Origin of the sequence: Mesorhizobium sp. M3A.F.Ca.ET.080.04.2.1 (assembly GCF_003952525.1) — a bacterium.
Lineage (GTDB): Bacteria > Pseudomonadota > Alphaproteobacteria > Rhizobiales > Rhizobiaceae > Mesorhizobium.
Window position 1 is genome coordinate 5,463,052 of record NZ_CP034451.1, and the last position, 21,140, is coordinate 5,484,191.

19 protein-coding genes and 1 other RNA gene are annotated in these 21,140 nt (G+C 63.0%); 10 read left to right on the forward strand and 10 right to left on the reverse strand.

Annotated elements, in window-relative coordinates; all coding sequences use genetic code 11:
• Positions 1 to 25: 25 nt before the first annotated feature.
• Positions 26 to 340 carry a DUF2293 domain-containing protein gene (locus tag EJ074_RS26025; RefSeq protein ID WP_095808199.1) on the reverse strand — a complete coding sequence of 105 codons (315 nt, stop codon included), beginning with the start codon at positions 338 to 340 and terminating at the stop codon, positions 26 to 28.
• Positions 337 to 843 carry a tRNA (N6-threonylcarbamoyladenosine(37)-N6)-methyltransferase TrmO gene (tsaA, locus tag EJ074_RS26030; RefSeq protein ID WP_129553867.1) on the reverse strand — a complete coding sequence of 169 codons (507 nt, stop codon included), beginning with the start codon at positions 841 to 843 and terminating at the stop codon, positions 337 to 339. The genes EJ074_RS26025 and tsaA overlap by 4 nt, the downstream gene beginning before the upstream one ends.
• Before the next feature lie 149 nt (positions 844 to 992).
• Between tsaA and EJ074_RS26035 the strand changes: the two genes are divergently transcribed.
• Both EJ074_RS26035 and metF read left to right on the forward strand, forming a co-directional pair.
• Complete coding sequence (locus tag EJ074_RS26035) at positions 993 to 2,000, forward strand: metalloregulator ArsR/SmtB family transcription factor (protein WP_095808197.1); 1,008 nt, start codon at positions 993 to 995, stop codon at positions 1,998 to 2,000.
• Positions 2,000 to 2,917, forward strand: a complete 918-nt coding sequence (gene metF, locus EJ074_RS26040; protein WP_095808196.1) for a methylenetetrahydrofolate reductase [NAD(P)H] — start codon at positions 2,000 to 2,002, stop codon at positions 2,915 to 2,917. Before EJ074_RS26035 ends, metF begins: the two co-directional genes overlap by 1 nt.
• A 370-nt stretch (positions 2,918 to 3,287) precedes the next feature.
• Here the strand turns inward: metF and EJ074_RS26045 are convergent, their stop codons facing one another.
• Complete coding sequence (locus tag EJ074_RS26045) at positions 3,288 to 4,208, reverse strand: DMT family transporter (RefSeq protein WP_095808195.1); 921 nt, start codon at positions 4,206 to 4,208, stop codon at positions 3,288 to 3,290.
• 163 nt (positions 4,209 to 4,371) lie between these two features.
• Positions 4,372 to 5,328: an IS481 family transposase gene (locus EJ074_RS26050; RefSeq protein ID WP_126063820.1), complete on the reverse strand. Its 957-nt coding sequence runs from the start codon at positions 5,326 to 5,328 to the stop codon at positions 4,372 to 4,374.
• 126 nt (positions 5,329 to 5,454) lie between these two features.
• Here EJ074_RS26050 and EJ074_RS26055 point away from each other — a divergent pair, with 126 nt between their 5' ends.
• Complete coding sequence (locus EJ074_RS26055; protein WP_095808194.1) at positions 5,455 to 6,675, forward strand: alanine racemase; 1,221 nt, start codon at positions 5,455 to 5,457, stop codon at positions 6,673 to 6,675.
• 157 nt (positions 6,676 to 6,832) lie between these two features.
• On the opposite strand, the gene EJ074_RS26060 is transcribed toward EJ074_RS26055, so the two are convergent.
• Both EJ074_RS26060 and EJ074_RS26065 read right to left on the reverse strand, forming a co-directional pair.
• Positions 6,833 to 8,011 (reverse strand): lytic murein transglycosylase, encoded by a 1,179-nt coding sequence (locus EJ074_RS26060; protein WP_095808193.1) that lies wholly within the window; start codon positions 8,009 to 8,011, stop codon positions 6,833 to 6,835.
• 184 nt (positions 8,012 to 8,195) lie between these two features.
• Complete coding sequence (locus EJ074_RS26065; RefSeq protein ID WP_095808192.1) at positions 8,196 to 8,990, reverse strand: GH25 family lysozyme; 795 nt, start codon at positions 8,988 to 8,990, stop codon at positions 8,196 to 8,198.
• A gap of 293 nt (positions 8,991 to 9,283) precedes the next feature.
• On the opposite strand from EJ074_RS26065, the gene EJ074_RS26070 reads away from it, so the two are divergent.
• Complete coding sequence (locus tag EJ074_RS26070; protein ID WP_095808254.1) at positions 9,284 to 10,669, forward strand: serine hydrolase; 1,386 nt, start codon at positions 9,284 to 9,286, stop codon at positions 10,667 to 10,669.
• 6 nt (positions 10,670 to 10,675) lie between these two features.
• Here the strand turns inward: EJ074_RS26070 and EJ074_RS26075 are convergent, their stop codons facing one another.
• From EJ074_RS26075 to EJ074_RS26085, 3 genes are all read right to left on the reverse strand, one after another.
• Complete coding sequence (locus EJ074_RS26075) at positions 10,676 to 11,341, reverse strand: class I SAM-dependent methyltransferase (RefSeq protein WP_095808191.1); 666 nt, start codon at positions 11,339 to 11,341, stop codon at positions 10,676 to 10,678.
• The gene (locus tag EJ074_RS26080) at positions 11,338 to 12,585 is read right to left on the reverse strand and encodes a DUF3419 family protein (RefSeq protein WP_176478435.1); all 1,248 of its coding nucleotides are present in this window, start codon (positions 12,583 to 12,585) and stop codon (positions 11,338 to 11,340) included. The genes EJ074_RS26075 and EJ074_RS26080 overlap by 4 nt, the downstream gene beginning before the upstream one ends.
• 84 nt (positions 12,586 to 12,669) lie before the next feature.
• The gene (locus EJ074_RS26085) at positions 12,670 to 16,281 is read right to left on the reverse strand and encodes a hydantoinase B/oxoprolinase family protein (RefSeq protein WP_095808253.1); all 3,612 of its coding nucleotides are present in this window, start codon (positions 16,279 to 16,281) and stop codon (positions 12,670 to 12,672) included.
• Between the two features lie 190 nt (positions 16,282 to 16,471).
• On the opposite strand from EJ074_RS26085, the gene EJ074_RS26090 reads away from it, so the two are divergent.
• The 6 genes from EJ074_RS26090 to EJ074_RS26115 all read left to right on the forward strand — a co-directional run bounded on the left by EJ074_RS26090 (position 16,472) and on the right by EJ074_RS26115 (position 19,887).
• Positions 16,472 to 16,672, forward strand: coding sequence for a hypothetical protein (locus tag EJ074_RS26090; RefSeq protein WP_095808189.1), 201 nt, complete (start codon positions 16,472 to 16,474; stop codon positions 16,670 to 16,672).
• A 131-nt stretch (positions 16,673 to 16,803) separates the two neighbouring features.
• Positions 16,804 to 17,523, forward strand: coding sequence for a DnaJ family molecular chaperone (locus tag EJ074_RS26095; RefSeq protein WP_095808188.1), 720 nt, complete (start codon positions 16,804 to 16,806; stop codon positions 17,521 to 17,523).
• Complete coding sequence (locus EJ074_RS26100; RefSeq protein ID WP_095808187.1) at positions 17,520 to 18,287, forward strand: N-acetylmuramoyl-L-alanine amidase; 768 nt, start codon at positions 17,520 to 17,522, stop codon at positions 18,285 to 18,287. The genes EJ074_RS26095 and EJ074_RS26100 overlap by 4 nt, the downstream gene beginning before the upstream one ends.
• A gap of 186 nt (positions 18,288 to 18,473) precedes the next feature.
• Positions 18,474 to 19,214 (forward strand): transglycosylase SLT domain-containing protein, encoded by a 741-nt coding sequence (locus tag EJ074_RS26105; RefSeq protein WP_095808252.1) that lies wholly within the window; start codon positions 18,474 to 18,476, stop codon positions 19,212 to 19,214.
• 56 nt (positions 19,215 to 19,270) lie between these two features.
• Positions 19,271 to 19,670, forward strand: an RNA gene (rnpB, locus tag EJ074_RS26110) — RNase P RNA component class A.
• A gap of 37 nt (positions 19,671 to 19,707) precedes the next feature.
• Positions 19,708 to 19,887: a type II toxin-antitoxin system RelE/ParE family toxin gene (locus tag EJ074_RS26115; protein ID WP_095808186.1), complete on the forward strand. Its 180-nt coding sequence runs from the start codon at positions 19,708 to 19,710 to the stop codon at positions 19,885 to 19,887.
• A 5-nt stretch (positions 19,888 to 19,892) separates the two neighbouring features.
• On the opposite strand, the gene EJ074_RS26120 is transcribed toward EJ074_RS26115, so the two are convergent.
• On the reverse strand, positions 19,893 to 21,008 hold the full coding sequence (locus EJ074_RS26120; RefSeq protein ID WP_129553868.1) for a cystathionine gamma-lyase: 1,116 nt from the start codon (positions 21,006 to 21,008) through the stop codon (positions 19,893 to 19,895).
• Positions 21,009 to 21,140: the final 132 nt, after the last annotated feature.

A 21,140-nucleotide genomic window follows, 5' to 3' on the forward strand; every position in this document is an offset into this window, starting at 1 on the left:
TACGGATGCCGGGGCCGCTTCAGCCTCATCCGTCCTCGTCGTCTTCATCGAGCAGGCGCGTTGCTCGCCAGCGGGTCAGCACTTCATTGGTCTGCCCGATGACAAAGAAGCGCGCCGAGTCGCGATCATAGCCTTCGGCGAGCAGCTTTTCGTAGTCGGTATGGGCGTGGCGGACATGCGCGATGGTCGCCAGCCATACCGCGATCGTCGGCGGCAACGTCTTCATATGCACCGCACCGGCGTCGGCACGGATTCTTTCCATGTCGGCATATGGCCCGAGCGGCAAGAGCGCGGTCAGTGCCTTGGCGATGGCGCGGCGGCGGCCGGTTGGCGCGCTCATTTCTCGTCGCGCCCGGCGATCGTCGCTTCCGGAAAAGCGTCGGTCGAAGCGTAGTAGGGTTTGATGTCGATGAGCGGCGTGCCGTCGAGCAGGTCGATGGCGTCGATCTCGATGCGGCCGGCCTTGCCATCGAACGCCACGATCCTCGCCACATGCAGCCCGACAGGGTTCGGCCGGGCAGGGGAGCGCAGCGAGAAAACGCCTTTCGGCTCAATCGCATGGCGGGGTTTCTGCACAATGAGATTCCGCGGCGCATGATCAAGCCAGGATAGGATGACGATGTGGCTCGCGCGGTCGAGGTTCTGCAGCCCTGGGCGGTAGGGCTCATCGATCAGGAGGGTTGCCGATCGTTCTGCCTCACGGGCAGCGCGCATGTTCTTGGGGCATTCCTCGCGACTCGTCCACGGGGAGACGACGCGGCCGATAAAGACAACATGGCTGTCGGCCGGCAGGTGCGCCGGATCGGCATCCAGGAGCTGTTCACCCTCGCGCGTCTTGAACATCGCCTTCGTCCCTTTCAGTCCGCGCAGGAACCGCCGGTCACACCCGGATCATGGCTGCGCCATTTTCTTGTCCGGAAACGACATAGCGCTTGCCAGGGCTTCAAAATCGACATAAACATATCTTTATATCTTTTCAACGAGACCCGCCCATGCACGTCACGCTCGACACGATGGTAGATACATTGAAGGCTGCGGCAGAATCCAGCCGCCTGCGCATCCTGGTGCTGCTGTCGCGCGGGGACCTGACGGTGTCGGACCTTACCGAAATCCTCGGCCAGTCGCAGCCGCGCGTCTCGCGCCACCTGAAGCTGCTGCTCGATGCCGGGCTCATCGGTCGCTACCAGGAAGGATCGTGGGCCTTCTTCAGGCTGACGGATACGGACAACTCACGCGACTTCGTGCAGCGTCTGGTCTCGGGCATTCGCGAGACCGATCCGCAGGTGGTGCGCGACATGGAGCGGCTCGCAGCAGTCAAGCGCAAGCGGCAGGACCGGGCAGCCGAATATTTTTCGGAAAACGCCGAGAGTTGGGACCGCATCCGCTCGCTGCACGTGCCGGACCGGGCGGTGGAAGCAGCCCTGCTCAAGCTGGTCGGCAAACGCCCATTCCAGTCCATGCTCGACCTGGGCACCGGAACGGGCCGGCTGTTGGAGATATTCTCGCCGCTCTACCGGCGCGGCGTCGGCATCGACATGTCGCGCGAGATGCTGACCGTGGCGCGCGCCAATCTAGACAAGGCCGGCGTTGCCAACGCGCAGGTGCGCCAGGGCGACATTTTTTCGCCGCCGGTCGAGCGCAACGCCTTCGATCTCGTCACGATCCACCAGGTGCTGCACTATCTCGACGATCCGGCCCGCGCCATCGGCGAGGCGGCCAGGCTGCTGCGCCCGTCGGGCCGGCTGGTCATCGTCGATTTCGCGCCTCACAGCCTGGAATTCCTGCGCGACCAGCACGCCCATATGCGGCTCGGTTTCTCGGACCGGCAGATCGCCGATTGGTTCGCCGAAGCCGGCATCGACCTTGAGGACAGCCAGGAATTCGAGCCGCGTGGCCAGGCCGAGGCAAGGCTCACCGTCAAGCTCTGGCTCGGCCGCGATCGCCGGCTGCTGATCGCCGATCCGTCCAACGACCAGTTCCAAGCAAGGGAAACAGCCTGATGAACCAGTTCCGCTTTTCCCGCCGCCCCGACATTGGCCACAAGGTCCGGGTTTCGTTCGAATTCTTTCCGCCGAAGACGGACGAGATGGAGGCAAGGCTCTGGGACACCGTCACCCGGCTGGAGCCGCTCAAGCCGAAATTCGTGTCGGTCACCTATGGCGCCGGCGGTTCGACCCGCGAGCGCACGGCCCGTACGGTCAGGCGTATTCTCACCGAGTCGACGCTGACGCCGGCGGCGCATATGACCTGCGTCGATGCCGACCGCGATCAGGTCGACACGGTGATCCAGGAATTCGCGGAAATGGGCGTCACCCGTTTCGTCGCCTTGCGCGGTGATCCGGCGGCAGGCGTGGGAACTGCTTACCGTCCGCATCGCGACGGTTATGCCAATGGCGCCGAACTGGTCGGAGCGCTGAAGAGCGTCGGTGATTTCGACATCTCGGTTTCGGCCTATCCGGAGAAGCATCCCGAAAGCCCGGATTTCGCAACCGACATCGACATGCTGAAGCGCAAGGTCGACAACGGCGCAACCCGCGCGATCACTCAGTTCTTCTTCGACAACGACCTCTACGAGCGTTATGTCGAGCGGGCGCGGCGCGCCGGCATCTATATCCCGATCGTGCCTGGCATCCTGCCGGTGCACAATTTCAGCCAGGTCGCCAATTTCTCGTCACGCTGCGGGGCGCTGGTGCCGGCCTGGCTGGCCGAACGATTCGAGGGACTCGAGAACGACCCGCAGACACATGCGCTGGTAGCCTCGGCCGTGGCGGCGGAGCAGGTGCTCGATCTCGTCGAGCGCGGCGTGGGCGATTTCCATTTCTACACGATGAACCGCGCCGATCTGGTGTTCGCCGTCTGCCACATGATCGGCATCCGCTCGCATGAAGCAGAGGCGGCAGGGTCGGCCGCCGCATGAAGCAGCCGGACATGGAAAAGGCCGGGTAGAACCCGGCCTTTTCAAATTGGTTGACTGCTTTCGGTGCTCGGTCTTCCCGGCTTTGGCGGGTCAGGGAAGAACGCCTATGATAAGGGCTCCGATGAATGCGAACGCTGCACAAATCATCAATGCGTTGATTGGCCTCGTCAGTCCCATGTCATAGCCTCCTCTTAAGAGCTATGGCAGGACTCTAGGGGCATTTGGGCCACAGGCAAGCGGAAAATGTGCTGCAATGCGACGCGATTGTGAAATTTGCGACTTGCGATTTACCGTTAGGCCTTGAAACTCTTCGCTAAAACCGGGCTTGGCCGTTGTGAATAAATTGTGGCGGCGGTGTGGCGTGAAACCGCTACCATCGACCGAGCAAACGCCCGTCGATGGTAATCAAGCCGAGTCCGATGAGCGCCATACCGCCCATTTCGAAGAGTTCCAGCCGCTCGCCAAGGAAGAGAAAACCGAGCAGCATCGCACTGACCGGGACGATCAATGTCACCAGCGAGGCGTTGGTGGCTCCGGCAGAGGCGACGAGATTGAAATAAAGGATATAGGCGAAGGCGGTCGAGAGCAGCGCCAACGCCAGCACTGCCGCCCAGACGGGCGGCGAGGCCGAAAGCACTCCGGCCGGGCCGAGCGCGCTGAGCACCAATGGGATCATGATGATGGTCGAGGCCGTGAGCTGGCCGGTCGCGATCACCGGTGAGGGGACACCTCTGAAGCGCCGCGCGATCATCAGCGCGATGGCATAGGACAGCGAAGCGCCGATCAGAGCGAACTTGGCCCAGACCGGCCCGCCGAGCCCCGCAAGCAGGCCTGGGCCGATCATCACCGCCGTTCCGGCAATGCCCAGCGCGATGCCGGCGAGCTTGTTCCAGGACAGCTTCTCGTCGACTGTCAGCGCATTGGCCAGGATCAGCGTCCAGAACGGCGTCGTCGAGTTGAGGACCGAGGCGATCCCGGCGCCGAGCTGGGTCTGGCCGGCGAAGATCAGCGAGAAGGGGATTACATTGTTGGCAAGGCCCAGCAGGAAGAAGAAACCGGCATGCGGCAAGGCGAGGCGGAAGGAGGGGCCGCGAATCGCCAGATAGAGCTGCAGCGCTGCCGCGGCGATCGCGACACGCAACAGCACCAACGCCAGCGGGTGAATTTCCGACACCGCAATGCGGGCGAAGAAGAATGAGCCGCCCCAGATCGCGCCAAGCAGCAGGAGCTGAGCCCAATCCTTGAGCGTCATGGGTCCGCGCGTCGCCGCGGCGCCGGCCGTCATCGTCATCAAAACCTCCAGGCCGCTGGCAAACTCAGCCGCCGAACAGCTGCAACCGATATCCGCTCAGGCGGCAAGGGCCACCCGAAACCTGAGCGGTAATTCAGCATGGCGGAAAAGGATGGGGCCGGTCGCGCGGGAAGGGGAGACACAGAACTGTTTTCTTTGGCGGCTAGCTGTGGAGCCTCAACAGGTTGTCCTCGGTTAGAGCGAGGCGACTGATAGGTGTTTTGGACTTTAGGCTCCCGTGGGGACGGTGCCAATTGTATCTGTGCAGCCAGACCGGCAACTCTGCGGCGCGGTGATCTGAAGTCGGATAAGCGATGGCATAAGCCCATTCGCGCAGTGCTGTCTGGATGAAGCGCTCGGCCTTGCCATTGGTCTTGGGTGTATAGGGTCTTGTCCTGACGTGCTTGAGGCCGAGATCGCGGCAGGCCTTGGCGAAGGCCTTTGATCTGTAGCAGGAGCCGTTGTCGGTCATGACGCGGGCTATCGTGACGCCGAGGCTGGCGTAGTAGGCCACCGCCGCCTTGAGGAAGGCGATGGCGCTTTCTTTTTTCTCGTCGGGCAGGATCTGCGAGAAGGCGATGCGGGAGGCGTCGTCGATGCAGACATGGACGAACTCCCAACTGCTGCCGCGCGAGCTGGCATTGCCGGTGCGCTTGCCGGTAATGCGATGACCGATGCGCTCGAAACGACCGAGCTTCTTGATATCGATATGGATCATCTCGCCAGGATGCTCGCGCTCGTAGCGTCGGATCGGCTCGGCCGGTTCGATATCCCGCAACCGCGACAGTCCGGCACGCTTGAGAACCCGGCTAACGGTGGCGGGCGAGACGCCGACCTCATGGGCGATGTGCTTGCCGGTCCAACGTTGCCGCCGCAGCGCCATGATGCGCTCGGCGATCAACGCAGCGGTGGCCTGCGGCATATGGGCGGGCCGCGAGGAACGGTCGATCATGCCGGCCCGCCCTTCGGACTTGTAGCGCTCGACCCAGCGCGCCACGATCTTGGCCGACACGCCGTAGACACGCGCCGCATGGGCTTTGGAGAAAGCGCCTTCTATCACCGACAGCGCCATCTCCTCTCGACGCAGCGGTGTGAGACGGGCATTCTTATGGATGTTCATTCGGATCCTCCGATGGATGCTGAAGCGTGGTAACTCCAGTCTCCTCGGTCCGGTCCGAATGGACAACCTCCCGAAAGCTCACAGCTAGCTAGGATTAATTGTGCGCGCCCGATTGAGGATTCGTCCATGCAGCGATTCGAGAATGCTCGCGAAGCGGCACTGGCGCTTCGCCCGGACGATCCGGTCTACTGCTTCCGCCCGCAGGTTCTGAAGGCCGATGCCTTGCAGTTCATGGGCATGTTCCCGGGCAAGACCGCCTATGCGGTCAAGACCAATGGCGAGCAGATCGTGCTCAGGACCTTGGTGGAAGCCGGCGTCGGCGCCTTCGACGTCGCCTCGCCCGGCGAGTTCGCCGCCGTCCGCGCCGTTTCTGCGGAAGCCGAGATGCTCTACATGCATCCGATCAAGGCGCAGTCGGACATCAAGCTGGCCCTGGAGAAATACGGCATTCGCGTCATCTCGCTCGATCATGAGGACGAGATCACCAAGTTGACGCGCGTGGTGCGGGCGCTCGACATCGATCCCGGCGCGATCACGGTCTTTGTGCGCATCCAGACGAAGGGGCATGCGGCCTACGAGTTGTCGAAGAAGTTCGGGGCAGGTCCGGCCAATGCGGTCGAGCTTGCAGAGCGGCTCAACCGCACCGGCTACAAGGTCGGCCTCTGCTTCCATGTCGGCAGCCAGATCGAGGATCCTGACACCTATGAGCGGGCGCTGGCCTCGGCCGACTGGGTTCGCAATCGCCTGACCTTCGACATTGCCGGGCTCGATGTCGGCGGCGGCTTTCCGGCCGAATATGGCCATGATCCCAATCGCAAGCACATCGAGATGCCGTCGCTTGGGCAGCTTATGTCGCGGCTGTCCGGCGACCTGAAGGAGTACCAGTTCGACCAGTTGCCGCTGGTGGCGGAGCCAGGGCGCGTCATCGTGGCGCGCTGCCTTTCGCTGATCGTGCGGGTGCTCTTGCGAAAGGGCAAGCGGCTCTACATCAATGACGGCATCTGGGCCTCGCTCTCGGATTCATGGACCGGCAAGATCACGCTGCCGGCACGCTTCATTCCGGACCCCGCGATCCGCACGCGCAATGGCGACGAGAAGAACATCGTGCCGTTCAAGGTCTGCGGCGCGACCTGCGATTCCGTCGACATACTGTCGCGGCCGTTCTGGCTGCCGGAAACGGTCGACACCGGTGACTGGATCGAGATCGGTCATATCGGCGCCTACTCGCTCTCGCTCAGAACGCGCTTCAACGGCTTCTATCCCGACACATTCATCGAGTTGACGACGCCGTTCGACGAAGGCGATGCGCCGGAGGGGTTTGCGAGTTTGGAGACGATGGCGGATTAGTGAATGGTGAATAGTGAATGGTGAATGGTGAATAGGGAATTAGGAAACTGTGATTGAGAGATGCTCGTGGGCTTAACCGCGAGATCGCAAGCTTAATCGTTACTATTCACCATCCACCATTCACCATTCACCATTCACCATTCACTCTATTCACCATTCACAATTTCGCCAGCAAATCCGGCGTCGGCCAGCCATCCACCGGCAGGCCCAGCCGCATCTGCTCCTTGCGTATGGCCTCGCGGGTGTTCGTTCCGAGAATGCCGTCGACCGTGCCGACGTCGTAACCCTTGGCCTCGAGCTTGGTCTGCAGCGCTTTCATCTGATCACCGCTGAGACCCGTTTCAGGAGTGCGTGGGTCGAATTGCGGTGCGCCGGCAAGCCGCGTCGCAAGCACTGCCGCGGTCAGCGCGTAGGTGAAGGACTGGTTCCACTCCAAATAGACGTCGAAATTGTCGTAGGTGAAGAACGCGGGACCCTTCCGGCCCATCGGCAAGGCGAGACCGGCCTTCAGGCCGTTGTCGACGAGCGGCGTGCCGTTGGGGTTGGTCACGCCCCACTGAGCCCATTGGCTCAATGGCAGCTTGTTGGTGCGTCCGGTCTGGTCCCAGGGCATGTCGTCGGGAACCCGCACTTCCTCGACCCAGGGCTGGTCGCGCTTCCAGCCGCGCGACAGGATCTTGTTGGCCGTGGTCATGATCACGTCCGGCACGCTGTTGCGGAGGTCGACCTTGCCGTCGCCGTCGCCGTCGACGCCGCGCGCGAGATAGTCGGTGGGAAGGATCTGCGTCTGGCCGACCTCGCCGGCCCAGGCGCCCTTGACGTCGGCCGGCAGCACTCCGCGGTCGACCAGCGTCAGCAGCGGCACCACCTGCGGCCGGAACAACTGCGGGCGGCGGCAGTCATGTGAGAGCGTGACCAAAGCGTTGAGCGTGTGGAAGTCGCCCTGCACGGCGCCGAAATCGGTCTCCAGGCCCCAGAAAGCGGCAATGACGGCTGGCTGCACGCCGAATTCCTTGTCGGCGCGCGCGAAGACATCGGCATATTTTTTCAGATTCGCGGCGCCCTGCTTCAGGCGATAGGCCGAGATCATGCGGTTCGAGAATTCGGTGAAGGTCTGGGTAAAGACGCCCTGGGCGCGGTCGCGCGCCAGGACCTTCTCATCGATGGTGGCCGCTTCCAGGGCGTCGAGCCCGACGCTGCCGACACCTGCCGCCCTGGCCTCCGCCGCCACTCCCTGCTTCCAGGTTTCGAAATCGCCGCCGCATTCCTGTGCCTCGGCGGGCCAGGCGAAAGCGGCAACCAGCAGCGCCGCCAGGACGTCAACGCGCAATCGCATCGTTTTCCTCTCGAGATCGGCGCATGACCCTCTTGGACCCGATCCGGAGTCTGGACAGGAACTTGCGCAGATTTCAAAGTTCAGGAGCGCCGTTCGGCACCCGGTTGGGTGCACCGCTCCGCATCATCAGCGGTTGCATATATCGCCGCCCCGCGGTCTCGAAAAGCAGGCGCAAAGCCCGATGTCAACGGGTGTTCTGCCGTAGCCACCTGTTCCAGGCGGCTTCCGAGCCGTTGAAAACGTTGATGTCGGCCTTGCCCGCCATGCCGGGAACGATGCCGGTTCCGGTGTATTGCCAGAAGGTGAAGGGGTGGCTGCCGTATTTCTGGCGCGGATGGCCCGCCACCGAGCGCAGCCAGTAAGGATAGCCGCGGAAGCTGGAAAGCTGGTTGTCGTCGAAAAAATCGAGCGAGGTGTAGATGATCGGCTTCTTGCCGTAGTGGCGCTCGACGATCTGCAGGAAGGTGCTCATTTCACTGCGCACCGTTGCCGGATCGGGACGAAGCCTGCAGGTCGGGGACTTCGGATTCCATTCCATGTCGAGAACCGGCGGCATGGCTGATGCGTCTCTCGGAACATTGGCTATGAACCAGCGCGCCTGGGCGGCGGCCGGCGTGCAGAAATAGAAGAAATGGTAGGCGGCGCGCGGTATGCCCGCGGCCTTGGTGCGGGCCCAGTGCTCGTTGAAATAATCGTCGAACCGGTCGCCGCCTTCAGTCGCCTTGACGAAGGCGAAGGAGATGCCGCTGGCCTTGGCCGTGGGCCAGTCGACGGAGGTCTGGTATTTGGAGACGTCTGTACCGTGGATCGAGTAGTTCCAAGGCGCGCCGCTGTCCCATTCATGCGGCTTGGAGTCTTCGAACCGGGGCGCGCGAACGGCAACGGTCGCCGAACTGGACGGCGACAGCGGCGAAAGATCGTCTACCGTCGAGCAGGCGCCCAGCAGCGTCAACATCAATACGGCCGCAAGACGGCGCATCACTGTTCCCCGAGCCGGGTTCAGCCGGCCGCTGATGGGTCGTTGCAGATGGCCGTTGCTTGCGCTGGCCCCCTCCGAACGGTCGCCCCACAGGACCGCCCGTATTCTTCCGGCATGTCGTTGTCCCAAAACCGCTTGGCACTTTTGGGCGACATCCACTGTTGATCGCCGAACATGGTTGATAATCCATTGACCGCGCTCGACAGCGCCGACGATTTTGCGGAAGCAATGGCGGCAAATCAATGACACAAAGCGAGCCGGAAAATCCAAGGCGCAAGATGCGGGGGCGCAAGATGCGGGCTGTCGTAAGGTTCATCAAAGGGTTGCTGGGGCTCGCAGTGCTGTCGGTGGTCGCGGTGGCGGCGTGGCTCTACTTCGCGCCGCCGGATCTGATCCGCGTCGGTGCCGGCTATTCGGCCAAGATCGTCTGCTCCAATGTCTTTATCGCCGGCCGAGACGCGAACGACGTGCTGGCGGTCGACGTCCAGGCGCCGGGTCACCCGCTGCTCAAGCTGATGAAAGTGTCGGTCGACAAGGAGAGGGGGCTTGTCTCGGCGGGCCTGTTGTGGGTGTTGGGCAAGAGCATCGCGGTCGAGCGTGACGGGGTCGGCTGCGCGTCAGTTCCAGACGGCAACACCGGCAAAGCGAGGCAGACGTCATTGCGCGCTGCGCGGTCGGCGGCGGTCCAACTGGACGCGCTCTGGCCCGAGGGCGAGCGGGTGGATGCTTCGCAAAACCCCGAAGTGTCAAGGATCGTCGACGATCAGGCCATGGCCGGAGCCGGCATGCGCGCGCTCGTGGTGGTGAAGAACGGGCGCATCGTCGCCGAGCGCTATGGCGACGGCTTTTCGGCGAAAACGCCGCTGCTCGGCTGGTCGATGACCAAGACGGTGAATGCCGCGATCGTCGGCACGCTGGTGAAGGACGGCAAGCTGGCGCTCGACAACAAGGACCTGTTCGCAGGCTGGAAAGCGGATGGACGGGCGGCGATCAGTCTTTCCGACCTGATGGCGATGTCGAGCGGGCTGGAATTCAACGAGGATTATGGCGACGTCGCCGACGTGACGCGCATGCTCTATCTCGAGCCGAACATGGCGGGTTTTGCCGCGGCCAAGCCGCTGACCAGCGAGGTAGGCAAGGCGTTTTCCTATTCGAGCGGCACATCTCTGATTCTGTCGCGGCTGTGGCAGGACGCGCTCGGCGACAAGGCGAAGGCGCTGGCATGGCCGCGGACGGCGCTGTTCGAACCGCTCGGCATGCATAGCGCGGTGCTGGAGACCGACGAGCAGGGGACATTCGTCGGCTCGTCCTACCTCTATGCCACCGCCCGTGACTGGGCGCGCTTCGGCCAGTTCTTGCTGCAGGGCGGCGTCTGGAACGGCACGCAGATCCTCCCCGCCGGCTTCGTCGACTGGATGCGGCAGCCGGCCTCGGCCTCCAAGGTCTATGGCAAAGGCCAGGTGTGGATCGAGGGCCCGGGCGACGAGGAAAGCCCCGGCGCGGGCATCGCAGCCGGTTTGCCAAACGACACCTACTGGATGGAAGGCCATGATGGCCAGACCGTCGCCATCATTCCGTCCGAGCAACTCGTCGTGGTGCGGCTCGGCCTGACGCCGGCAAAGCTCGGCTACCGGCCGCAGACGATGGTAGCGGCGCTGGTCAAGGCGCTACATCAATAGGCCCTGCTATTTCCGAAAGCCAACCACAGCCAGCCAGGCATAGCCGCGATAAAGCGTTTTGAAACGGAAGGTTGCGCTCCTGCGCTGAGATTCCGATTCCAGCACGTCACGCAGCGAAGCGCGGGGCTCGACATGGAACTTCCGCAGCCATCCGCGCAGCATAGCCCGAAACCAGCGCGGCAGGCCCTCCTGCTGGCCGAAATCAACGACATGCAGCGAGCCGCCTGGGGCAAGTGCGGCCAGTGCGGCCGCCACGGTCTTTTCCCAACCAGGGATCATCGACAGCGAGTAGGATACGAATACGCGGTCGAAGCGCTCGATGCCGAAAAGCGCCTTGGCGTCGAAGTCGGTCGCATCACCGCGGGCGAGGCTGACCTTGGCCGAGAGGCCCTCGCGTGCGATGGCGGCGCCGGCCGTTTCCAGCATCTCGGTCGAGATGTCGAGGCCGAAGAAGCGGGCGTCCGGATAGTGGCTGGCGGCGAGAACGATATTGCGGCCAGTGCCGCAACCGAGCTCGAGCACGGAGCCGCCTTCCGGCACCTCCAGCCCCGCAATCAGCCGGTCACGGCCGAGCAGGTAATATTTGCGGGTCACATCGTAGATGTGGCGCTGCCAGCGATAAACGCCATCCATCAGTTCGGCGTGGCTGGCCGGCAGGTCGGTCGCGCTCATGCGGCGCGCTTCACATAGAGATGGAAGCCGCCATAGATGGCTGAGCGGTCCTTCGCCGAATATTCGCGCGAGGCCTCTTCCTCATAGCGCCATTGATCGAGCAGCGAGCTGGAGAGGCGGCCGGGCAGCAGGCTGGGCTCGGCGGCCGTGCGGAAAACGACGCGTGCGCCGGCCGACGCGGTGCGGGTGATCTCGGTCCACAGGGCATTGAGCTGGTCGTCGGTCATCCAGTCCTGCGCGTCGAGCAGAACGAAGCGATCGATAGCGCCCGCATCCTTGCCGGCCAGGAATTGGATCAGATTGGCATGGTGGATGGCAACGCGGTCGATGTTGGCGCGGATCGTCTTATAGTTGGCCTGCTCCAGATAGGCGGGGAGTGCGGCCTCGCCGGGCTGTGGATAGCGCCGGGCAAAGGCCTGCCAGGCAAAATAATTGTTTCTCAGCGGAAAATCGCAGGCGAGCTTTTCCAGCCGCGCCCTCAACACGCTCGCCATGCTGCCGTCGCCGGAGGTGATCAGCGAGTCGTACTGGGCCGGCGGGATGCCGAGACCGAACAGCGAGGCTTTGCGCGACGTCGCCCAGCGCAGGAGCTTCCTGTCGAAGACCGGCGCCAGCTGCTCGTTGAAGAAGCGGCGCTGATCAGCGATGGTCTGCGCCTTCATGATGCCGGCCGGATCGACGCCGAACAGTTTCGCCACGCGATGACCCATGGCGATGAACAGGCCGAGCAGCCCTGTCTGATAGAAGTTGCGGTCGAAAACGGCGATGCGGCGCCTGCCGCGCCAATTGCGACGCTCCCAGTAGTGACGGCTGACCGGATCGAGGTGCGGCGCGATGAAGCGGTCGTAAGCTTGCGAATTATGGCTGGTCCCGGCGGAGCCGAAGAAGCGGAACAGATCGCCTTGCGACGGGAGATGGCGCACCGCTTCCAGCTTCATGCGGTTCAGCGCGATGTGCGCGGCGTTGAGATCGACGGCATCGACCCGGGCCGGCGAGCGGGTAAGATACGCCAGAATGTTGCAGCCGCCCGACGCGATTGTGACGACGCGATGCCCAGCACCGAGCTGCATGGCGTCCATATCGACATCCGGGTCTTCCCAGATCTGGGGGTAGACAAGCCCGGAAAACAGGAAGGCGAAAAGCCGCTCGGAAATGCCTTCCTTCGATAACGCTCGGTTCTGGTAGACCGCTTTTCCGACTTCCTTGCCACGGCGAAAAACGAGGTCTCCCGAAACATCCGACATGGCAAGGCGATTCCCCGTTTGCATTACCGCAAGCGGGTAGCGCAGCGTTATGACAGGCGGGTGACAGGCTGTCGGCGCTGATATTTATGCCCTGCCGAATCCGCCAGGCGTCGGGGTGATGACGGTGACGGCCTCGCCGGGATCGAGCGTCGTCTGGTCGCAGGCTTTCAGCGTGTCGATGGATCCATCCTTGCGCCGGATCTTGGTCGATCCGGCCTGGCCGTCGCCGCCGCCGTCGAGACCCTGGGGCGGCCGGTTGCGGTGCGAGGAGAGGATCGCGCACTCCATTCTCTCGAGGAAGCGGATCGTGCGCTTGGTGCCGTTGCCGGCGTTCCACTTGCCCTTGCCGCCGGACCCCTCGCGGATGTGGAAATCCTCCAGCAGTACAGGAAAGCGCAGTTCCAGGACTTCGGGATCGGTGAGCCGCGAATTGGTCATGTGCGTGTGGACGGCCGATGTGCCGGCAAAGCCGCGGCCCGAATTCATTCGGCCAGCGGGTGAGCCTGAGCAGATCGTCTCGTAATACTGGTACTGCCGGTTGCCGAAAGTGAGGTTGTTCATCGTGCCTTGCGCGTTGGCGAGTGCGCCCATGGCGCCGAACAGCGCGTTGGTGACGTGCTGCGAGGTCTCGACATTGCCGGCCACCACTGCCGCGGGATAGGCGGGCTTGAGCATGCAGCCATCGGGAATGACGATGTTGATCGGCCTGAGGCAGCCCGCGTTCATCGGGATCATGTCCTCGACCATGACGCGGAACGCATAAAGCACGGCTGCGCGGGCGACCGGCTCCGGCGCGTTGAAATTGTTCTTCATGACGCGCGAGGTGCCGGTGAAGTCTACCGTCGCCTCACGCTTTTCGCGGTCGACGGTGATCCTTACCTTGATCACCTGACCGGTGTCGGTGGGATATTCATAGTCGGAGCTATCGGGCAGCCGTTCGAGCACCCGGCGCACGCTTTCGGCGGCATTGTCCTGGACATGGCCCATATAGGCCTCCACGACATCGAGACCGAAATGCGCGACCATTTTTCGGAGTTCGGCGACACCCTTCTCGTTGGCGGCGATCTGCGCCTTCAGGTCGGCGATATTCTGGGCGGGATTGCGGGCAGGATAGGGATGATCGGTGAGAAGCGTCTCGAGCTCCTTCTCGCGGAAACGGCCGCGATCGATGATGCGGAAGTTGTCGAACAGCACGCCTTCCTCATCGACGGTTGTCGCTAAAGGCGTCATCGAACCGGGCGCGGTGCCGCCGACATCGGCGTGATGGCCGCGCGAGGCTGCCCAGAACAGGATTTCGGTGCGCGTGTCGTCGAAGACCGGCGTCACGACCGTGATGTCGGGCAGGTGCGTGCCGCCATTGTAGGGCGCGTTGAGCGCGAAGACGTCGCCCGGATGGATGTCGCCCGAGTTGAGGCGGATGATGGTTTCGACCGAGCGATCCATGGAGCCCAGATGCACCGGCATGTGCGGTGCGTTGGCGACCAGCGCGCCATGGCGGTCGAACACCGCACAGGAAAAGTCCAGCCGTTCCTTGATGTTGACCGAATAGGCGGTGTTCTGCAGCGTCACGCCCATCTGCTCGGCGATCGACATGAACAGATTGTTGAAAACTTCGAGCATCACCGGGTCGGCTTCGGTGCCAAGTGCGGCCTGCCGACGCTTCTTTTCGATGCGGCGCAGAAGCACATGGTTTTTCGCCGTGATTTCGGCCTGCCAGCCGGGCTCGACAATGATGGTCTGGTTCGGCTCGATGACGAGCGCCGGCCCAGCGACCTTGTGACCGGCTTTCAGGTCCTCACGACGGAAAATGCCGGCATCGCGCCAGCCGCCGTCCGCAAAGAATTGCCGGGTCTGCCAGGGAGTTGCCGCCTCATCTTCGAGACTTGATTCATTTTCGTCACGGCCGATTGCCACGGCATCGCTGCCCTCGACGTCGACCGCCTCGACGATCATCGGCTTGTCTTCGTAGACGAAACCGAACTGGGCCTTGTGAGCGGTCTCGAAATCGTTTCTGGCGCGGAAGATCGAGCCGTGTTCGAAATTCACCGGCAGTGCCGTGTCGGTGCCGTCATAGCGGATCTGCAGGATCGGCTTCGAGACAATGGCGGTCTCCGCAATGCCCTGCGCCGCAAGCTCGGCGACAACGTCTTCACGAAGTGCCGCGATGAGCTCCTCGATTGACGATCGCGACTCGTCCGCGAGTGGCTTGAGCAGTGCCTGCTGGCGCGAGGCGAAGATCGACGACAGGCCAATGCCGTATGCCGAAAGCAGGCCGGAGAAGGGATGGATGAGAACGGCTTCCATACCGAGCGCATCGGCGACCAGGCAGGCGTGCTGGCCGCCGGCGCCGCCGAAGCAGTTCAAGAGGTATTCGGTGACATCGTAGCCGCGTTGCACCGAGATCTTCTTGATGGCGTTGGCCATGTTCTCGACGGCGATGGTGACGAAGCCCTCGGCGACCGCCTCCGGCGTTCGTCCATCGCCGATTTCGGCGGCCAGTGCTGCGAACTTCTCGCGGACCGTTGCGACATCGAGCGGCTGGTCCTGGCCTGGGCCGAAGATCGCCGGGAAAAAATCGGGCTGCAGCTTGCCGAGCATGACATTGGCGTCGGTGACGGCGAGCGGCCCGCCGCGCCTGTAGGCAGCGGGGCCGGGATTGGCGCCGGCGGAGTCGGGGCCGACGCGGAAGCGGCCGGCCTCGTAATGCAGGATCGATCCACCGCCAGCGGCGACTGTGTTGATACGCATCATGGGCGCGCGGATCCGCACGCCGGCGACTTCGGTGTCGAAAGCGCGCTCGTATTCGCCGTCAAAATGGGCGACGTCGGTCGAGGTGCCGCCCATATCGAAGCCGATGACCTTGTCGAAGCCGGCGAGCTTCGCCGTCTCGACCATGCCGACGACACCGCCGGCCGGACCCGACAGCAGCGCGTCCTTGCCCTGGAACATGTCGGCAGCGGTGAGCCCGCCTGAGGACATCATGAACATCAGCCGGGGGCCGGAGCCCAGTTCCCCCGCTACCCGTTGCACGTAGCGCGACAGGATCGGCGACAGGTATGCGTCGACCACGGTGGTGTCGCCACGGCCCACCAGCTTGATCAGCGGTGAGACCTCGTGGCTGACAGAGATCTGGCTGAAGCCGATCTTGCGGCAGATCTTGGCAACCGCCTTCTCGTGGTCGGGATGTTTCCAGGCATGCATGAACACGATCGCGACCGCATCGATGCCGTCGGCCTTGGCCTGTTCGATCGCCGGGCGGCATGCGGCGATGTCGAGCAGCCGCTCGACGCAACCATCGGCGCGCACGCGCTCGTCGATCTCGATCACCCGCTCGTAAAGCTGCTCCGGCAGGATGATTTCCTTGGCGAAGATGTCCGGCCGCGCCTGATAGGCGATACGCAGCGCGTCGCGAAACCCCTTGGTGATGAGGAGGAGCACGCGGTCGCCCTTGCGCTCGAGCAGCGCGTTGGTGGCGACGGTTGTGCCCATCTTGATGTCGCCGATCACGTTGGCGGGAATAGAGGCGCCCGATGCCAGCCCCAGCAGATCGCGAATGCCCTGGATGGCAGCGTCGGCATAGGCTTCAGGGTTTTCCGACAGGAGCTTGCGCGGGTGCAACTGTCCCTGCGGACTGCGGCCGATGATGTCGGTGAAGGTGCCCCCGCGATCGATCCAGAAATCCCATTTCTTGTTGATTGCGGCTTCCGGCATTTCTGATCGTCCAATCGATGCGAGCGACTGCTGTGTTAGTTCGCCGTTTCAGCTGCAGCAATCACAAGTTGATGTTACATTTGGAAACGCAACGTTACGAAACCGGCGCCGTGACTGATGCATTTCCCCTGCGACCGCTCACCGAAATGTGAGCGTTTGCTGAAGGAGAGATAGCATGAAAAAGCTCATTCTGGCGTCTGTTTCGGCGCTCGCCCTGCTGGGGGTCGCGGCTTGTAGCGACAGCGGCACCGACAATACCACCACACAGAGCACCAATCCGCCGGCCAACGAACAGCCGATGAAGCCGGCCACTCCTGACACCACGAAGCCCGCTGAACCGGCTCCGGCAACACCTCCTGCTGCACCTGCGCAGTAGAATTCAATCCGATGAAATCATGAAGGCCGGCCTTGTGCCGGCCTTCCTCTTGCCTGGGACCTCCGTCGACGAGTTTTCCTGCGGCATCGTCCCGGCTTGATAGCGAGGCCCGGTTCGCACTAAGAAGCCGCATGTCGATTTGGGACCGCCTCGGCGACTTCATCGCTCGTGTTTCGTCGTCGGCGTCCTCGGGCGTCGCCGATGTCGTGGAGGCTGTGCGGACTGTATTCTCCGGCGACCCGGATCTGCGGCGCCGCGTGGCGTTTTCGGTGGCGATGATCGCACTCGCGGCCAAGATGGCCAAGGCCGACGGCGTCGTCACTCAGGACGAGGTGCGCGCTTTCCAGGAAATCTTCGAGGTGCCGCCAAGCGAAACACGCAATGTGGCCCGCCTTTACGACCTCGCCAAGCGCGACGTCGCGGGGTTCGAGATTTACGCCCAGCGCATGGCTCAGCTGTGCGGTTCCGGCCACGCCAATTGCATGATGCTGGAAGACATTCTCGACGGGCTGTTCCACATCGCCAAAGCGGACGGCATGGTCCATGAACGGGAAGGGCAATTCCTGCATCGCATCGCCGAAATCTTCAGGATCGACGAGGTGCACTACCAGGCCATCCTGTCCCGGCACGTCAATCTGGGCGCCGCCGATCCCTATGTTGTTCTCGGCATCGAGCGGGGCAAGCCGTTCGAGGAGGTCAGGAAGCGCTACCGCAAGCTGATTTCGGACAATCACCCCGACCGGCTGATCGCACGCGGCCTGCCGCAGGAGTTCATCAAGATAGCCACGACGAGAGTCGCTGCCATCAATGCCGCCTATGAGATGATCGAGCGAGGCCTCAGGCACGCATGAGCGGTTTCCTGCCGGACCAGCCTGGTGCCGAGGTGAGGGTATCACCCAATTTCGGCCCCCGGCGCGAGACGCTCAGGCCCGACATGATCGTGCTCCACTACACCGGCATGGACACTGGCCCCGCCGCCGAGGCGTGGCTGTGCGATCCCGCGAGCGAGGTTTCGTCCCACTATCTCGTTCACGAAGACGGCCGCGTCGTCCAGATGGTGCGCGAGAGCGACCGTGCCTGGCATGCCGGCAAGAGCTCGTGGTTCGGGCGCACCGACATCAATTCCTGCTCGGTCGGTATCGAGATCGTCAACCCCGGACATGCCCTGGGCTACAAAGCCTTCCCGAAGCGGCAGGTCGACGCCGTGATCGGCCTGTGCGCGGGAATTGTCGGCCGACATTCCGTTCCGCCCCAAAGGGTGCTCGCGCATTCCGATGTGGCGCCGGGACGCAAGGTCGACCCGGGCGAGAAGTTCCCCTGGCAAGCGCTTTTTGCCGCCGGTATCGGGCACCTCGTCCCTGCCGCGCCGGTCAGGCCAGGCACGGTGCTGAAAGCCGGCGATTGCGGGACAGATGTCGAGGCGCTGCAGTCGATGCTGGCGCTTTACGGCTACGGCGTCGAAATCACAGGCGACTTCGATCGCCAGACCGAAGTCGTCGTCGCTGCGTTTCAGCGGCATTTCCGCCGACGTTTGGTTGACGGCGCCGCCGATGACTCGACGATCTGCACCTTGCAAAGGCTGCTGGCCTCGGTGAAGGCAGCTTCGTCCAGATAATCTATCCGAGCTGCCCAAATTACAGTTTGTCATAGAAAGTGAATTGCCTCGCCTTCTTTGGTGCCAATTCGCTCTCCAAACGCATCTCCCGAAAGTTGTCGGACGTCTATCCTCCCAGGATGCTCCGATGTTGAGTTGGCCAAGCTGCGCGAAATTCTTCGCGCGGTTCTAAAAGAACAGGACTACATGCAGAGATTGACCGTTGTAGCGGCAGCCGTTGCTGCCGGAGTGATCACTTTTGCCTTCAACCCAGCGAACAGCGCCGCCCTCAGCCCGCGTGCGGACAGCGGCTTTGCCGTAGCTCCCGCGAAGCCAAAGGCAGCGCCGACTGCCAAAACAGCGAAGACCCAGAAGGCGGCCCCGAACAAGACAGCAAAGATCCAGAAGGCCACCCCGGGCAAAGCGCAGAAAGTTGCCGCGCTGAAGTCGGCGAAGTCTACCGCAAAGCGCCACGCCAAGCGCAGCCGGCAGGTCATCGACCTGACAGCGACGGCTTCCATCCACCCCGAAAAGGTCGAGGCGCCGACCTCTGCCGCCGGCGACAGCCAATATTCGGAGATCATCGCCCGCTATGCGGCGAGCTATGGCGTGCCCGTTTCGCTCGCCAAGGCGGTCATCAAGATCGAAAGCAATTACCGGCCGAACATGGTCGGCGGCGCCGGCGAGATCGGTCTGATGCAGATCAAGCCGGCAACGGCTCGGATGATGGGCTATACCGGTTCGGTCAAGGGCCTCTTCGATCCCGACACCAACATCAAATTTGGCATGAAGTATCTTGCCATGGCGCAGGGTCTGGGTGGCGGCACGACTTGCGGCACGATCCTCAAATACAATGCCGGTCATGGCGCGACGCGCATGAACCCGATCTCGGCCGCCTATTGCAGCAAGGTGAAGGTGCAGATGGCAGCACTGGGTTCGCCCGCCTGAGACATTCGCAGCCTTTTCTGTTGCGTTTTCAGTCGGGAATCCCTTTATACGCCTTGCCAGCTGGCCGGGCGGCCGCGCCTGCAAGAGCCGAAAGGCTGCGGGTGAGGAAAGTCCGGGCTCCATGGAGACACGGTGCCGGCTAATGGCCGGCGGGGGCGACCCCAGGGAAAGTGCCACAGAAAGCAAACCGCCGCGGTATGCGCTGCGGCAAGGGTGAAAGGGTGGGGTAAGAGCCCACCGCGCGACTGGCAACAGGAGCGGCACGGCAAACCCCACCGGGAGCAAAACCGAATAGGGGCGGTGCGAGGGGAAACCTTCGAGGGCTGTTTCCGGCCCACCGCCCGGGTAGGTTGCGTGAGGCGCATGGCAACATGCGCCCAAGATGAATGGCCGCCACGTTCTCGCGCCGCAAGGCGCGGGGCCATACAGAACCCGGCTTACAGGCCAGCTGGCATTTTCGTTCTTATAGCTATTCAAACAGCTTGCAGCGGCGATGGGAGTTGTTGACCCTCCACCATTTTCAGGCTTTCCACGAGACGACATTGCGCCGGGCATTCGTCGCATCGTCTTAGGTGAATATCTTAGCTTCTATCGGGTCAGCGACAGCGATATCGAAATTGTTCGCGTGCTGCACGGTCGGCGCAAGATCGGAGCCGATGTTCCGGCGCCGTGATCGCCTTAGCTGCCGACACTATTCAACGACGCCTCGATCGCCTGCCACAGCTGTTCGACCGGTTCGCAGCCGATCGCCAGGCGCACGAAGCCGGACGGCACGGAGTCGCCGCGCTTCGAACGCCGTTCTGCCACGGTGTGCACGCCGCCAAACGAAGTTGCCGATTCGATCAACGCGCAGCTGGTGATGAAATCCTCGGCTTTTTCCTCAGATGTCAATTCGAAGGAGATGATGAAGCCGAAGCGCTCCATCTGGGCTCGGGCGAGGTTGTGCGAGGCGTCGCCCTCGAGCCCAGGAAAGCGCAGGCCGCTCACCGCGGGATGTGCCTTGAGCCGCCTGGCGATCGTTTCCGCCGAGGAGCACATGCGGTCGAAACGCATTTCCAGCGTTTCGAGGCCGCGATGCACGAGCCATGCTTCGAACGGGCCGGGGATGCCGCCAGCGGTCTCGCGCCAGTCCTTGATTTTCGCGACGATGTCCGGATTGCGGGTCGCGACATGGCCGAACAGCACGTCCGAGTGGCCATTGATCGCCTTGGTGTCGGCCGAGACGACAATCTCGGCGCCGAGATCGAGCGGACGCTGGCCAAAGGGGGTCATCGTCGTGTTGTCGACGACGAGGATCGCGCCTTGCGCATGGGCGGCCTTGGCGGCGGCGGCGATGTCGCAGATATCAAGACGCGGATTGGAGGGGGTTTCCACGAACACCAGGCGGTAGCCGGCAAAGCCGGCATCGAGCATGTTCGACGTCGCCCTCACGTCATAGGCGACGCCGAGCGGCTTCAAGAAGCGCTCTGCCAACGCGCGGGTCGTGTGATACCCGTCCGAAGGCAACAGAATGCGGTCCCCCGATTTCAGCAGCGCGAAGAAGACCGCTGAAATCGCGGCCATTCCTGAGGGAAAGGCAACGCATTGCGCATCTTCCAGATGGCCGAGCGCATGCTCGACAGCATGCCAGGTCGGATTGCTGAAACGGCCATATTGGTGGAATCCCGTCGCGTCACCCGGCGAGTGGAAGATGGACGCCATGATCAGCGGCAACGGGATGGGGTCGCCCTTGGCGAAGTCGCCGCTGCGCAGATGGACAAGTGCCGCAGCGCGTGAGTTCGCGGTTTCCGACATGGGCTCGATCCTTCGCTGAACAGAAGCTCTCGACGCTATGCGCGCCGGCAGTCCGCGGCAAGCTGCGTCCTTTTGGGCCAGACGGCTCTAAACGCTTCGTTAGGCTTAATAGACGATAAAGACGAGACTTGC

Excerpts from the sequence above, each read along its gene's own strand:
- EJ074_RS26120 (WP_129553868.1), bottom strand. The coding sequence starts at position 21,008 with ATGTCGGAAACCGCGAACTCACGCGCTGCGGCACTTGTCCATCTGCGC.
- EJ074_RS26115 (WP_095808186.1), top strand. The coding sequence starts at position 19,708 with ATGGGAGTTGTTGACCCTCCACCATTTTCAGGCTTTCCACGAGACGAC.
- EJ074_RS26055 (WP_095808194.1), top strand. The coding sequence starts at position 5,455 with ATGCAGCGATTCGAGAATGCTCGCGAAGCGGCACTGGCGCTTCGCCCG.
- EJ074_RS26035 (WP_095808197.1), top strand. The coding sequence starts at position 993 with ATGCACGTCACGCTCGACACGATGGTAGATACATTGAAGGCTGCGGCA.
- EJ074_RS26090 (WP_095808189.1), top strand. The coding sequence starts at position 16,472 with ATGAAAAAGCTCATTCTGGCGTCTGTTTCGGCGCTCGCCCTGCTGGGG.
- metF (WP_095808196.1), top strand. The coding sequence starts at position 2,000 with ATGAACCAGTTCCGCTTTTCCCGCCGCCCCGACATTGGCCACAAGGTC.
- EJ074_RS26080 (WP_176478435.1), bottom strand. The coding sequence starts at position 12,585 with ATGTCGGATGTTTCGGGAGACCTCGTTTTTCGCCGTGGCAAGGAAGTC.
- EJ074_RS26095 (WP_095808188.1), top strand. The coding sequence starts at position 16,804 with ATGTCGATTTGGGACCGCCTCGGCGACTTCATCGCTCGTGTTTCGTCG.
- EJ074_RS26045 (WP_095808195.1), bottom strand. The coding sequence starts at position 4,208 with ATGACGATGACGGCCGGCGCCGCGGCGACGCGCGGACCCATGACGCTC.
- EJ074_RS26050 (WP_126063820.1), bottom strand. The coding sequence starts at position 5,328 with ATGAACATCCATAAGAATGCCCGTCTCACACCGCTGCGTCGAGAGGAG.
- EJ074_RS26075 (WP_095808191.1), bottom strand. The coding sequence starts at position 11,341 with ATGAGCGCGACCGACCTGCCGGCCAGCCACGCCGAACTGATGGATGGC.
- tsaA (WP_129553867.1), bottom strand. The coding sequence starts at position 843 with ATGTTCAAGACGCGCGAGGGTGAACAGCTCCTGGATGCCGATCCGGCG.
- EJ074_RS26025 (WP_095808199.1), bottom strand. The coding sequence starts at position 340 with ATGAGCGCGCCAACCGGCCGCCGCCGCGCCATCGCCAAGGCACTGACC.
- EJ074_RS26100 (WP_095808187.1), top strand. The coding sequence starts at position 17,520 with ATGAGCGGTTTCCTGCCGGACCAGCCTGGTGCCGAGGTGAGGGTATCA.
- EJ074_RS26105 (WP_095808252.1), top strand. The coding sequence starts at position 18,474 with ATGCAGAGATTGACCGTTGTAGCGGCAGCCGTTGCTGCCGGAGTGATC.
- EJ074_RS26065 (WP_095808192.1), bottom strand. The coding sequence starts at position 8,990 with ATGCGCCGTCTTGCGGCCGTATTGATGTTGACGCTGCTGGGCGCCTGC.
- EJ074_RS26060 (WP_095808193.1), bottom strand. The coding sequence starts at position 8,011 with ATGCGATTGCGCGTTGACGTCCTGGCGGCGCTGCTGGTTGCCGCTTTC.
- EJ074_RS26070 (WP_095808254.1), top strand. The coding sequence starts at position 9,284 with ATGCGGGCTGTCGTAAGGTTCATCAAAGGGTTGCTGGGGCTCGCAGTG.